Consider the following 12,580-nt stretch of genomic DNA (forward strand, 5'->3'; position numbering starts at 1 on the left):
CACGACGCCGGATCGGGGCTCACAGGAACCTCACAGCGACACCCCGGGCAGGAACCAGCAACGCCGGACACCATGGCACTCGTGAGCGAGAATTCCGTCATGACGACTCCCCGACCGCAGGCCACCGCCGAGGCGAAGGTACTGGTGGTCGACGACGAGCCGACCATCGTCGAACTGCTGTCGGTCAGTCTGAAGTTCCAGGGTTTCGAGGTCCGCACGGCGCTGGGTGGGCCCGCGGCTCTGGACGTCGCCCGGACCTTCCGGCCGGACGCGTTGATCCTGGACGTGATGATGCCCGACATGGACGGCTTCGGGCTGCTCCGCCGACTGCGCGCCGACGGCATCGACGCGCCCGCACTGTTCCTCACGGCACGGGACTCGGTGGAGGACAAGGTGACCGGTCTGACCATGGGTGCGGACGACTACGTCACCAAGCCGTTCAGCCTCGAGGAGGTGGTGGCGCGCCTGCGCGTGATCCTGCGCCGGTCGGTGCGCGGTCCGGAGGCGCAGCCGTCACGCCTGACGTTCGCCGACATCGAGCTCGACGACGACACCCACGAGGTGTGGAAGGCGGGCGAACCCGTCTCGTTGTCCCCGACGGAGTTCACGCTCCTGCGCTACCTCATGGTCAATTCCGGGACAGTGCTGTCCAAGCCCCGGATCCTGGACCACGTGTGGCACTACGACTTCGGGGGTGAGGTCGGTGTCGTGGAGTCCTACGTGTCGTACCTGCGCAGGAAGGTCGACACGACGGAACCCCGGCTGATCCACACACTGCGAGGCGTCGGCTACGTCCTGCGGGAACCGCGACGGTGAAGCGGCACCTACGCGCCGTCCCGCTCCGCGTCACCCTGGTGTCGGTGCTGCTACTTCTCGTCGCCCTCGGTCTCGTCGGTTCGGGTGTGGCCGTGACCTCGGCACTGCAGAACACGCTGACCCAACGTGTCGACGAACAGCTCATGGAGGCGGCGTCCGGCTGGGCCAGGCCTCGTGGGGAGCGGTTCCTCGGACCTCCCCCGGAGGAGGCGAACCCACAGCGTCCGCCCACGGCGTTCTACGTCCGCTCGGTGGCGGCGGACGGCACCGTGCGTACTCCCGTGAACGATGTCGGGGACGATCAGCCGGATCTGACCGGCGTCCTGACCGCCACGCCGACCACTGTCGGATCGGTCGGCGATCCCGACGAGTCGTGGCGCACGGTGACCGTCTCGAACGGGGACGGCCAGACGACGGTCGCGATTCCACTGGCGGGCAACGAGGCCATCGTCTCCAGGCTCGTGACTCTGCAACTGTCCATCGGTCTCGGAGTGCTGGCGGTGCTGGGTGTCGCCGCGTACTTCCTGGTACGCCGGAGCCTGCGGCCGCTGCAGGAGGTGGAGGTGACGGCCGCGGCCATCGCGTCCGGGGATCTGCATCGACGCGTTCCCGAGCGGAACGAACGCACCGAGGTGGGGCGACTGTCCGCGGCACTCAACGGAATGCTCGCCCAGATCCAGCACGCCTTCGCTGCGACGGAGGCGTCCGAGAACGCCGCGCGCGAGTCCGAGAACGCGGCACGTGCGTCGGAGGACCGGATGCGCCGTTTCGTGGCCGACGCCTCCCACGAGCTCCGGACCCCGCTGACGACGATCCGCGGCTTCGCCGAGCTCTACCGGCAGGGGGCCATGACCGACACCGAGTTGCTGATGACCCGTATCGGGGGAGAGTCGGCGCGGATGGGTCTGCTCGTCGAAGATCTGCTGATGTTGGCGCGGCTGGACGCCCAGCGTCCGCTCGATCGGAGCCCCGTGGACCTCCTCGTGATCGCAGCGGACGCGGTGCACGATGCGGCCGCCACGGCTCCGGAACGAGCCGTGAGTCTGCAGGTGCTCGAGGGCAGCGGCGTGCCGGAGGTGCTGGGGGACGATGCGCGTCTGCGCCAGGTGCTCGGCAACCTGGTGGGCAACGCGCTCCGGCACACCCCGCCGACGGCGTCGATCACCGTGGCGGTCGGAACCGTCGGTGAGACAGCTGTTCTGGAGGTTCGTGACACCGGGCCGGGACTCACCGAGGACGATGCCGAGCGCGTCTTCGAACGGTTCTATCGGGCAGATCGTTCGCGCACGAGAGAGAGCGGCGGGAGTGGTCTGGGTCTGTCGATCGTGTCCGCGCTGGTCGCGGCCCACAGCGGTCGGGTCTCGGTGGCGAGCGCGCCCGGCCGGGGTGCGACGTTCCGCGTGGAGCTGCCCCTGGCGGGCCGGCGTCCGGGTGGACGGGTGGAGTCAGCCGGAGACGAGCCCCTCGACCAGGACGACGGCGATGAGGAGCATGACCACACCGATCAGGACGTCGAGCACACGCCACGCGACGGGTCTGGCGAAGATCGGCGTCATGAATCGCGCGCCGAATCCGAGGGCCGTGAACCAGACGATGCTGCCCAGCGTCGCGCCGAGGGCGAACCACCAGCGCGCTGACCCGGTCTCGCGATTGGCGACGGAGCCGAGGAAGACGACGGTGTCGAGATAGACGTGCGGGTTGAGCCACGTCAGTGCCAGGCAGGTGAGGACCGCGGACCGCAGCGACACACTCGCTCCGTTCCCGCCGACGGTCAGACTCGTCGGGCGCAGTGCCCGTCGGAAGGCCATGAGTCCGTACACGGTGAGGAAGACGGCGCCGGCGACCGTGACGACGGTGACAGCCGTGGGGTAGGTCTCGACGACCACGCCGATGCCCGAGACTCCCGCGAGGATGAGGACCGCGTCGGACAGAGCGCACACCAGGACGACGGCGAGCACGTGCTGTCGTGCTATGCCCTCACGGAGAACGAAGGCGTTCTGTGCGCCGATCGCGACGATGAGGGAGAGGCCGACACCGAAGCCGACGAACAGGGAGGACATGACCGGAACGCTAGGTCGAACCAGACGATGTAGTCCAGCTCATGTTTTTCAGGACTGATGAGCGTAGCTTCACATCATGCAGTCGGACCAGCTCGAGGCTCTGCGTGCCGTCGTCGACGACGGCACGTTCGAAGCGGCTGCGCGGTCGCTGCACATCACACCGTCGGCGGTGAGTCAGCGCATCAAAGCGCTGGAACTGCGGGTCGGTGCCGTTCTCGTCTCGCGCACGAAGCCCGTGATGCCGACCGAGTCCGGCGTCGTGCTGCTCCGGCTCGCCCGGCAGATCCAGACTCTGACCGACGGCGCCGTGCGGGAGTTGCGCACCGCGGACGACGTCGCTCGGGTGTCGCTGGCCGTCAACTCGGATTCCCTGGCCACGTGGGTGTTGCCGGCGCTCGCGCCACTGGCGGGCTCCGTGATCCTCGACATCCATCGAGAGGATCAGGACCACACCGCCGAACTCCTCCGCGGTGGAACGGTGACGGCGGCGATCACGTCCGTGGACACACCTGTCCGCGGCTGTACCTCGACCAGGCTCGGCTCGATGCGGTACCGCCCCTGCGCGTCTCCGTCGTTCGTGACTCGATTCCTGGACGACGGCGTCACTCCGGACGCCCTGGCCCGAGCCCACGTCGTGGTGTTCGACGAGAAGGACGCGCTGCAGGATCGCTACCTCTCGCGACACGGCGTGTCCGCGTCGGTGCCGCCGCGACACCTGGTGCCGTCGTCCACCGAGTACGCGCGTGCCGTGCATCTGGGCTTCGGCTGGGGCATGCTGCCGGACCAGCAGCGCGGCGGACTCGACGTCGTCGAACTCGACGACACCGTGATCGACGTGGCGCTCCACTGGCAGCAGTGGACGCTGTCGTCGCCGGCGCTCGACACCGTGGCCGCGGCGATCGTCGGAGCCGCGCGGGCGGTTCTCGGACGACCGATCAGCGACGGGGGACGTGCTGCCCGTGGCCGAGCGCCGTGAGCGCTGCGGTAATCTTCTCCTGCGCCTCGTCCAGCGACTCGGGCGACGGGGAAGTGTCGGCGCCGGAGATGTCGAAGTCCGCCATGTCGAAGGCCGGGAACACGTGCAGATGCAGGTGCGGCACCTCGAGACCGGCGATCAACAGACCCGCCCGAGGGGCGTCGAACGCCGACCGGACGGCCTTGCCGACGGTCTGAGCGACCGACGTGAGCGATCCGAAGGTCGTCGGATCGACGTCCTGCCACTGATCGATCTCGGCTCGCGGGACGATCAGGGTGTGACCCTGCGTGACCGGGGCGATGGTGAGGAACCCGACGACGTCGTCGTCCTCCCACACGAAGCGGCCCGGGATGTCGCCGGCGATGATTGCGCTGAACACGGATGCCATGGGCCGACTCTATTCGTCGGCTCCGCATCGGCTCCCGGGTACTTCCCGGGTTCGCCCCGGGTCGGTCCCGGGGCGGCGCACGAGTGTTCGGTGCATGACAACCAACTCAGTGGTGGAGCGGGAAGGCCGGAGGCCGGCCGGTGACGGGCGGGAAGGCCGGAGGCCGGCCGGTGACGGGCGGGAAGGCCGTGGGCCCGGGCGCGGGCGGGAGCCGGGGCCGGGTGGGGGTGCGGCGCGGACGGTGACCGTCGAGCTCGTGGTGCCCGTGTACAACGAGGAGGCCGCGCTCGAAGCCTGTGTCCGCAGGCTGCACGCCTTCCTGCGGGCCGACGTTCCCTGGTCGACGGTGATCACCGTCGCCGACAACGCGAGCACGGACGCGACACGGTCGATCGCCGAGCGCCTCGCCCGGGAGCTCGACGGTGTCTCGGTGCGACATCTGGACGACAAGGGTCGCGGCCGCGCGCTCAAGGCGGTGTGGACGGAGTCGGAGGCCGACATCGTCGCGTACATGGACGTCGACCTGTCGACGGATCTCGGTGCACTCGTGCCCCTCCTGGCTCCGCTGGCATCGGGCCATTCCGATCTCGCGATCGGGTCCCGGCTCGCCTCGTCCTCGCGGGTGGTGCGAGGGGCGAAGCGAGAGTTCATCTCCCGCACCTACAACGTCCTCCTCCGCACGGGTCTGCGGACCAGATTCTCCGACGCTCAGTGCGGGTTCAAGGCCGCGCGCACCGAGGTCGTCCGGGAACTGCTTCCGCTGATCGAGGACACCGGGTGGTTCTTCGACACCGAACTGCTCGTCCTCGCGGAGCGGGTCGGTCTCCGCATTCACGAGGTGCCCGTCGACTGGGTCGACGATCCCGACTCGAGCGTGGACATCGTCGACACCGCACTGGCCGATCTGAAGGGCTGCTGGCGCGTCGGGCGTGCGCTCGCGACCGGCGCCCTCCCGATCGCGGACCTGCGTCTCAGCCTGGGTCGTGGACCCCTGTCGTCCACCGCCTCCACCACCGAGGTCTCCGAACTGAGGGGAGTGCCCGTCGGCATGATCGGTCAACTGGCGCGGTTCGCGCTCGTCGGCGTCGCCAGCACTGTCGCCTACGCGGTGCTGTACCTGATCCTGCACACGATCCTCGGCGCGCAGGGCGCCAACTTCGTCGCGCTCCTCGTCACCGCAGTGCTGAATACCGCCGCCAACAGAGCCTTCACATTCGGGGTCCGAGGCTCCGACGGGGCTGCGGCGCATCATCTTCAGGGTCTCGCGGTGTTCGCCTTCGGGTGGCTCGTCACCGCCGGTTCTCTCGTCGCCCTGCACGAGTGGGCTCCGGGTGCGTCCAAGCACGTCGAGCTCCTCGTTCTCGTTCTCGCCAACCTGGTCGCCACCGTGACGCGCTTCGTCGCGCTGCGCTGGGTCTTCCGGGCCGCATCCTCCGCCCGCACTCGTCAGATGGAGTCCACCTCGTGACCACCCTCCTCACCGCCCCGGAAGATCACGTGCACGACGGGGCTCCGCGCCCGGTCCGTACTCGTTGGGAACCATGGGCCGCTGCGGCCCTGATCCTGGGAACTGCTGTCGCCTACCTCGTGAACCTGAGCAGCAACGGATGGGCCAACTCCTTCTACTCCGCTGCGGTGCAGGCGGGTTCGCAATCCTGGGAGGCGTTCTTCTTCGGCTCCTCCGATGCCGCGAACTCCATCACCGTCGACAAGCCGCCGATGTCGCTGTGGCTCATGGAACTGTCCGTCCGGGTGTTCGGGCTGAACTCGTGGGCGATCCTCGTGCCTCAGGTGCTGCTGGGTGTCGCCTCCGTGACGCTGCTGTGGCGCACCGTACGGCGACAGTGGGGACCGGCCGCCGGACTGCTCGCAGGACTGGTTCTCGCGCTGACTCCCGTGGCGGCACTGATGTTCCGTTTCAACAACCCCGATGCGCTGCTGGTGCTGCTCATGATCGCGGCGGTGTGGGCGATGATGCGGGCTGTCGAGACCGGTCGCACCCGGTGGCTCGTGGTCGTCGGCACGATGGTCGGACTCGGCTTCCTGACCAAGCAGCTGCAGGTCATGCTGGTGGTTCCCCCTCTGGCGCTGACGTACCTCCTAGCCGGGCCTGTGTCGCTGCGACGGCGCATCCTGCAGTTGTGTGCCGCGCTGGGCGCGATGATCGTGTCGGCCGGATGGTGGATCGCCGTCGTGGAACTCTGGCCGGCGTCGTCGCGGCCGTGGATCGGTGGGTCGCAGCACAACTCGATCCTCGAACTGACGCTGGGATACAACGGTCTCGGTCGGCTCAACGGTGAGGAGACCGGTTCGGTCACGCCCGGCGGCGGCGGTGGTGGCGGCGGAATGTGGGGGGAGACGGGCATCCTGCGGATGTTCGACGCCTCGCAGGGCGGTCAGATCGCCTGGCTCGTTCCCGCTGCGCTGATTCTGGGAATCGCGGCGATCGTGCTGCGCGGCAGGGCTCCTCGTACCGACCAGCGGCGCGCTGCGCTGATCGTCTGGGGACTGTGGCTCCTGGTCACCGGGCTGACGTTCAGCTTCATGGCCGGCATCTTCCACTCGTACTACACCGTGGCGCTGGCGCCGGCGGTCGCGGCGCTGGTGGGCATGGGCAGCGTGGCGCTCTGGCGGGCCCGCGAGCGCCTCGTCGCACGCATCGTTCTCGCCGCGACGGTGGTCGCGACCGTGGTGACGTCCTGGATCCTGTTGTCCCGCAGCGCATCCTTCGTTCCGTGGCTGAAGGTCGTCGTCGTGCTGGTCGGTGTGCTCGCGGTCGTGGGGCTGCTCGTTCCGCGGCTGACTCGCGGCAGGCTCGCCGCGGTCACGGTTCTGGCGGCGGTGATCGCGGGACTCGCAGGACCGACCGCCTACGCCGCGAACACCATCGCGACACCGCATCAGGGCTCCATCGTCACGGCCGGGCCGAACACCGGTGGCGGCTTCGGGCGTGGCGGCATGGACGGCGGGCGCGGCATGCGCGACGGCGGTGCCGGCCGGATGCCCGCCGGGGGACAGGCGCCGACGGGTGCGCCCGGTCAGCTCCCGGGTGGCGCCGCGCAGATGCCGGGTGGCGCGGACGGTGGCGGCGGCATGGGCGGGTTGCTCGATGGCAGTACTCCGAGCGCCGAGATGGTCGCCCTGCTCGAGGAGAACTCGGACTCGTACACCTGGGTCGCCGCGACGATCGGGTCCAATGCCGCGTCGGGCTACCAGTTGGCGACCGAGGACCCGGTGATGCCGATCGGTGGCTTCAACGGGAGCGATCCCTCCCCGACGCTGGCCGAGTTCCAGCAGTACGTCGCTGACGGTGAGATCCACTGGTTCATCGCGGGCGGCGGTATGGGAGGCGGTGCGTCCGGTACCTCGGCGGAGATCAGCGAGTGGGTCACCGCGACCTTCACCGCCCAGACCGTGGACGGCGTGACACTGTACGACCTCACCGCCTGACCCGGATCCGGTGCAGTGAACCGTGCTGACCACGGTCCACTGCACCGGATCTCATATCAGCGAAGTTCTCCGGCGATGTCGGCCGAGGCGAGCATCAGCACCAGCGCGGGCACGACGGTGCGTGCGGCGAGCCGGTAGTCGCCCCGGCCGTGCTGCTCGACGATCCGCGCCGACGTGAGGGTCTTCAGATGGTGATAGAGCTGACCGACGGACGACAGTCCCACCGCCGCCTGGAGATCGGCGGCGACTGCTGGACCGCGCAACAGTGCGCGGACCACGGCGAGCCTCACGGGGTGGCCGAGCGCCGCCAGCACCTCGACCGCCCGGTCGGGAGGAAGATCGAGCACGGCGTCGGGCACGTACTCGATGGACCAGGTGACGTCGCCGGCCAGATGGACGTCACCCGAGTAGGACACGAGGCCCCCGGTGGACGCCGCCGTCTGTCGGGGGTCCCCCTCGAGCGCCGCGACCCGAGCCTCCAGGGCTGCGACGCGTGCCTCCAGCTCGCTCACGAGATGCAGGCTAGCCGCCCCACTGTCGCCGGATCCGCCGCGGCCTCGAGGAGCAGCGTCTGATGCTGGGTCAGGTTCGTCGTCGCGGACTCGTACTCGGCTGCGGTCAGACCATGGTTCAGCCACACCACCACGGCGGGGGCGCCGTCCGCGCGGCGGAACTCGAAGCCGTGCGTGAGAACTCCGGGCAGATTCCCGCCCTTGAACCCCATGGCCACGAACCCGGCGTCCGCAGGCGGGTCCTGCCATTCGAGGTGGCGCCTGACGGTGTCGACCCCCGAGCCGTAGGAACCGTCGGCGACGGCGGTGTGGAATCGCGCGAGCTCGGCGGCCGTCCCGGTCGGGCCGAACCGATCGAAGTAGGTGAGGAGTTCCGTCTCGCCGCGCGGTCGCGCAGTCGTTCCGTAGGTCGCGCGGAAGTCGGCGTCGAACGCGAACCGCTGTGCGAGCGACCACAGATCGTCCGTGTCGACGGTCGCGTCGAGGGCGCCGAGCGTGACGCCGACGAGGGTGGGTGGTGTGAAGTCGCTCCACCCGCCCGCTGCGGCGGCGTCCCGCAACGCGTCGTCGCCCAGGCGGTACCGGAGGTAGTCGGGCACTCCGTTGTCGCTCTCAAGCACCATCGCGGTGACCATGTCGTCGAGCCGCACCGTCGCGGCCGGATCCGTCGGCGATGTTCCGTCATTCGCGATGCCGAGGCGATTCAGAGCCGCGATGTGGGCACCGCCGTCCGTGCCGGGTGCGTACCACCGCTGCCAGTCGGCGACAGGGATGCGTTCGTCCGGGTCCAGTGTGCCGTCGGCCACGGCGCGGGCGTAGGCACCGAGGTGTACGACCTTCACGGCGGAGGCGAGGGGGTGCGGCGTGTCCGCGTCGTGCTCGGCGGTGTGTCCGAGCCCGTCGTCCACCGCGAAGGACACCGATTCGGGGTGCTCGGCAGCGAAGCCGATCCAGCCGTCGGGTGTGGTCATGTCCGCAACGGGGGCCGGTGCGCACGTCGTGGTGGACGTCGGCTCGGCCGTGCTCGGCGGTGCGGACGAGCACCCGGCCAGCAGAATCGACGCCGCGGTCACGGCGGTGAGAGTGCGCATCATCGGTTCTCCTCGAGTCGCATCGTTCGGCTATTCCGTAATTCCGGAATTACCATAGCGCGAACGGGTGCGCTGGTCCAGAGGTCGTGGCCAGTACGCTGCTCTCGTGCGAGTACTCGTCATCGGTTCCGGAGCCCGTGAACATGCCCTGCTGATCGCCCTGGCGGCGGACCCCGAGGTGAGCGCGGTGATGTGCGCACCCGGCAACGCCGGCATCGAGACCGTCGCCCAGACGTACCCCGTCGACGTCGCCTCCGGGGAGGCCGTCGTGTCGCTCGCTCGCGAGCGCGGCGCCGATCTGGTCGTCATCGGCCCCGAGGTACCGCTGGTGCTCGGCGTCGCCGACGCGGTGCGCGCGGCCGGGATCGCCTGCTTCGGTCCGTCCGCCGCCGCCGCCCGGATCGAGGGTTCCAAGGCGTTCGCGAAGGACGTCATGGCGTCGGCCGGGGTCCGCACCGCGACCAGCGAGGTGGTGGACACGCCGGCACTGCTCGATGCCGCCCTCAACCGCTTCGGGCCGACGTGGGTGGTGAAGGACGACGGACTGGCCGCGGGCAAGGGAGTCGTCGTCACGCAGGACCGCCTCACCGCGCGCGCTCACGCCGCCGAGCTCCTCGAACTCGGCCATCCCGTGTTGCTCGAATCGTTCCTGTCCGGCCCGGAGGTGTCGCTGTTCTGTCTCGTCGACGGCGAGACCGTGGTGCCGCTGCTGCCCGCTCAGGACCACAAGCGCGTCGGAGACGGCGACACCGGGCCCAACACCGGCGGGATGGGCGCCTACACACCGTTGCCGTGGTTGCCCGACTCGATGGTCCAGCGCATCGTCGACGAGGTGGTCGCGCCCGTGGCAGCGGAGATGGTGGCACGGGGTTGCCCGTTCACCGGCCTGCTCTACGCGGGCCTCGCGGTGGACGGTGAGGGCCCCGCGGTCATCGAATTCAACTGTCGCTTCGGTGATCCCGAGACCCAGGCCGTGCTCGCACTTCTCGACTCACCGCTCGGTGCGGCGCTGTACGCGGCATCCACCGGAACATTGGCGGACCTGCCGCCGCTGCAGTGGAAGCAGGGTTCGGCGGTCACCGTCGTGCTCGCCGCCGAGAACTATCCCGGCCGACCGCGCACCGGAGACGCCATCACCGGCGCCGAGAACCCCGGCGTGCTGCACGCGGGGACGGCGCACGGCAGGAACGGTGGCCTCGTGTCGGCCGGGGGCCGCGTGCTCAGCGTCGTCGGCACCGGGGCGGATCTCGCCGCCGCCCGCACCGAGGCGTACGACATCATGGCGCGAGTGTCGTTGACCGGCGGCCACTTCCGCACCGACATCGGACTCTCGGCCGTCGAGGGCCGGATCTCGACCCCCTCCTGACGATGGTCGAGGAATCCGCGCGCTCGCGTATCGAGCCGTTCCGCGTCATGGACGTGTTCGCCGCTGCGGCGCGCCGCCAGGAGACTCACGGCGACGTCGTGTCCCTCGCGGCCGGACAGCCGTCCACGCGCGCGCCCGGGCCGGTCCTCGCTGCCATGCGCACGGCGCTCGACGACGACGTGATCGGCTACTCCGAGACGTTGGGTACCGCGCGGCTGAGGGCGACGATCGCCGCCTACCTGTCGAGGCGATCGAAGGTCGTCATCGAGGCCGAGGACGTCGTGGTGACCACCGGGTCGTCGGGTGCGTTCACGTTGCTGTTCCTCGCGGCGTTCGACGCCGGCGACACCGTGGTGATGGCGCGACCCGGTTATCCCGCGTATCGCAACACGTTGTCCGCGTTGGGGTGTCGCGTGATCGAGCTGGACTGCGGCGAGGACGCTCGCTTCCAGCCGACGGTCGCGATGCTCGATGCGCTCCCCGAACCTCCGAAGGGACTGATCATCGCCAGTCCGGCCAATCCGACCGGCACGATCATCGATCCCGACGAGTTGGCCGCGCTCGCGCGATGGTGCGACGAGCACGGCACGCTGCTGATCTCCGACGAGATCTACCACGGCATCTCCTACGGCGACGTCGAGTGCCGGAGCGCTCGGGAGTTCTCGGACGGCGCCGTCTCTATCGGGTCGGTCTCGAAGTACTTCTCCATGACCGGCTGGCGTCTCGGCTGGATGGTGCTCCCGCGTTCGCTCACCCGAGCGGTCCAGCGACTGGCCTCGAACATGACGGTGTGTCCGCCGACCGTCTCGCAGCTCGCCGCGGTCGCCGCCTTCACGGACGAGTCCCTCGCCGAGTTGGACGGTCACGTGCGGCGGTACGCCCGCAACCGCGAGGAACTGCTCGGCGGTCTCCGTGATGCCGGTATCACCCGGCTCGCTCCCGCGGACGGCGCCTTCTACGCGTACGCCGACATCGGGCACCTGACGGACGATTCGTTCCGATGGTGCGCCGACACCCTGAACGAGACCGGAGTGGCCGTCGTCCCGGGTGCGGACTTCGACACGGTGCACGGTCACCACACGGTGCGCTTCTCCTTCGCCGGTGCGACCGAGGACATCACCGAGGCGCTGCGTCGGCTCACCCCGCGACTGCGGTAGTGGGCTGCGCCCCCGTGCGCCCTTTGCGCATCCAGGGATACGCAAAAGGCGCACGGGGGAGAAGCGCCGGTGGCAGCATGTGTACGCATGTCGACCGGCTCCGCTCCCCGCTCGACGCCCAAGGGTCGGCGTCGGCGCGAGGCCCTCATCTCGGCCGCAGCGGATCTTCTGCTGGCCGGAGGGTACGACGCCGTGCGGCACCGGAGCGTCGCGGCGAGGGCCAGGCTTCCGCTGGCGTCCACGACCTACTACTTCGACTCCCTGGACGACCTCGTCACGCACGCCGCGGAACTGAACGGGGTCCGTGAGATCGCGATGATCCGCGACCGGATGACCGCATTCGCGCCGGCTGCGTTGGACACCGCGGACACGGTGGACCTGGTGGTGGACCTGCTCGTGGGTCCGGACGACGGCGACGAGGTCCGGCGGGACCTGATGGTGGCGCGCTACGAGCGGGTGCTGGCTGCGGCGCGGCATCCGCAGCTGCAGGAACTGCACTGCCGGCTGCGTGGTGAGCTGGAGGACATGCTGTCCGACGTTCTGTCCGCCGCGGGTCGGCCCACCGACCGTGACCACGTCCGCCCGCTCCTGGCCCTCGTCGACGGTGTCGTGATGGGCGCGTTGGGTGAGAATGGGGCGGACCTGCGGTCACGCGTGCGGGACGTCCTGCTGGATGCGGTGGACCGTCACGCGCCGTTGTCACGGGAAGTCCGGAGGACGGTCGCGCAGTAGAGGCGCAGTCCGGAGGACGGTCGCGCAGTGGA

Annotated in this window: 11 protein-coding genes and 1 pseudogene; 8 read left to right on the top strand and 4 right to left on the bottom strand. The window is 69.6% G+C overall.

Annotated features, from left to right (window positions below):
* Positions 1–99 precede the first annotated feature (99 nt).
* Positions 100–816: a response regulator transcription factor gene (locus tag HQ312_RS20120; RefSeq protein WP_261782509.1), complete on the top strand. Its 717-nt coding sequence runs from the start codon at positions 100–102 to the stop codon at positions 814–816.
* Positions 813–2,453 (top strand): HAMP domain-containing sensor histidine kinase, encoded by a 1,641-nt coding sequence (locus HQ312_RS20125; protein WP_308123947.1) that lies wholly within the window; start codon positions 813–815, stop codon positions 2,451–2,453. The genes HQ312_RS20120 and HQ312_RS20125 overlap by 4 nt, the downstream gene beginning before the upstream one ends.
* On the opposite strand, the pseudogene HQ312_RS20130 reads toward HQ312_RS20125, so the two are convergent.
* A pseudogene (locus HQ312_RS20130) lies at positions 2,343–2,876 on the bottom strand (LysE/ArgO family amino acid transporter); the annotation flags it as partial. The gene HQ312_RS20125 and the pseudogene HQ312_RS20130 sit on opposite strands and share 111 nt — an antisense overlap.
* A 76-nt stretch (positions 2,877–2,952) precedes the next feature.
* Between HQ312_RS20130 and HQ312_RS20135 the strand changes: the two are divergent.
* The gene (locus tag HQ312_RS20135) at positions 2,953–3,852 is read left to right on the top strand and encodes a LysR family transcriptional regulator ArgP (protein ID WP_222641062.1); all 900 of its coding nucleotides are present in this window, start codon (positions 2,953–2,955) and stop codon (positions 3,850–3,852) included.
* On the opposite strand, the gene HQ312_RS20140 is transcribed toward HQ312_RS20135, so the two are convergent.
* Entirely contained in the window at positions 3,812–4,240 is a 429-nt protein-coding gene (locus HQ312_RS20140; protein WP_027504327.1) for an HIT family protein, read from the bottom strand. The two genes, HQ312_RS20135 and HQ312_RS20140, sit on opposite strands and share 41 nt — an antisense overlap.
* 94 nt (positions 4,241–4,334) lie before the next feature.
* Here HQ312_RS20140 and HQ312_RS20145 point away from each other — a divergent pair, with 94 nt between their 5' ends.
* Both HQ312_RS20145 and HQ312_RS20150 read left to right on the top strand, forming a co-directional pair.
* Positions 4,335–5,708, top strand: coding sequence for a bifunctional glycosyltransferase family 2/GtrA family protein (locus HQ312_RS20145; RefSeq protein WP_222641064.1), 1,374 nt, complete (start codon positions 4,335–4,337; stop codon positions 5,706–5,708).
* A complete protein-coding gene (locus HQ312_RS20150) occupies positions 5,705–7,690 on the top strand; it encodes a glycosyltransferase family 39 protein (protein WP_374198319.1) in 1,986 nt (661 codons plus the stop codon). The genes HQ312_RS20145 and HQ312_RS20150 overlap by 4 nt, the downstream gene beginning before the upstream one ends.
* A 56-nt stretch (positions 7,691–7,746) precedes the next feature.
* On the opposite strand, the gene HQ312_RS20155 is transcribed toward HQ312_RS20150, so the two are convergent.
* Positions 7,747–8,202: a helix-turn-helix transcriptional regulator gene (locus HQ312_RS20155; RefSeq protein WP_056446646.1), complete on the bottom strand. Its 456-nt coding sequence runs from the start codon at positions 8,200–8,202 to the stop codon at positions 7,747–7,749.
* Complete coding sequence (locus HQ312_RS22075) at positions 8,199–9,296, bottom strand: serine hydrolase (protein ID WP_261782510.1); 1,098 nt, start codon at positions 9,294–9,296, stop codon at positions 8,199–8,201. The genes HQ312_RS20155 and HQ312_RS22075 overlap by 4 nt, the downstream gene beginning before the upstream one ends.
* A 103-nt stretch (positions 9,297–9,399) precedes the next feature.
* Here HQ312_RS22075 and purD point away from each other — a divergent pair, with 103 nt between their 5' ends.
* The 3 genes from purD to HQ312_RS20170 all read left to right on the top strand — a co-directional run bounded on the left by purD (position 9,400) and on the right by HQ312_RS20170 (position 12,548).
* Positions 9,400–10,659 carry a phosphoribosylamine--glycine ligase gene (gene purD, locus HQ312_RS20160; protein ID WP_222641066.1) on the top strand — a complete coding sequence of 420 codons (1,260 nt, stop codon included), beginning with the start codon at positions 9,400–9,402 and terminating at the stop codon, positions 10,657–10,659.
* Positions 10,660–10,661: 2 nt separating this feature from the next.
* The gene (locus HQ312_RS20165; protein WP_222641068.1) at positions 10,662–11,816 is read left to right on the top strand and encodes a pyridoxal phosphate-dependent aminotransferase; all 1,155 of its coding nucleotides are present in this window, start codon (positions 10,662–10,664) and stop codon (positions 11,814–11,816) included.
* Between the two features lie 87 nt (positions 11,817–11,903).
* The gene (locus HQ312_RS20170; protein ID WP_027504321.1) at positions 11,904–12,548 is read left to right on the top strand and encodes a TetR/AcrR family transcriptional regulator; all 645 of its coding nucleotides are present in this window, start codon (positions 11,904–11,906) and stop codon (positions 12,546–12,548) included.
* Positions 12,549–12,580 lie beyond the last annotated feature (32 nt).

Origin of the sequence: Rhodococcus sp. BP-316, from assembly GCF_019836105.1 — a bacterium.
In the GTDB taxonomy this organism is placed as follows: Bacteria; Actinomycetota; Actinomycetes; order Mycobacteriales; family Mycobacteriaceae; genus Rhodococcoides.

Excerpts from the sequence above, each read along its gene's own strand:
- HQ312_RS20140 (WP_027504327.1), bottom strand. The coding sequence starts at position 4,240 with ATGGCATCCGTGTTCAGCGCAATCATCGCCGGCGACATCCCGGGCCGC.
- HQ312_RS20145 (WP_222641064.1), top strand. The coding sequence starts at position 4,335 with ATGACAACCAACTCAGTGGTGGAGCGGGAAGGCCGGAGGCCGGCCGGT.
- HQ312_RS20120 (WP_261782509.1), top strand. The coding sequence starts at position 100 with ATGACGACTCCCCGACCGCAGGCCACCGCCGAGGCGAAGGTACTGGTG.
- HQ312_RS20165 (WP_222641068.1), top strand. The coding sequence starts at position 10,662 with ATGGTCGAGGAATCCGCGCGCTCGCGTATCGAGCCGTTCCGCGTCATG.
- HQ312_RS20170 (WP_027504321.1), top strand. The coding sequence starts at position 11,904 with ATGTCGACCGGCTCCGCTCCCCGCTCGACGCCCAAGGGTCGGCGTCGG.
- HQ312_RS22075 (WP_261782510.1), bottom strand. The coding sequence starts at position 9,296 with ATGATGCGCACTCTCACCGCCGTGACCGCGGCGTCGATTCTGCTGGCC.
- HQ312_RS20135 (WP_222641062.1), top strand. The coding sequence starts at position 2,953 with ATGCAGTCGGACCAGCTCGAGGCTCTGCGTGCCGTCGTCGACGACGGC.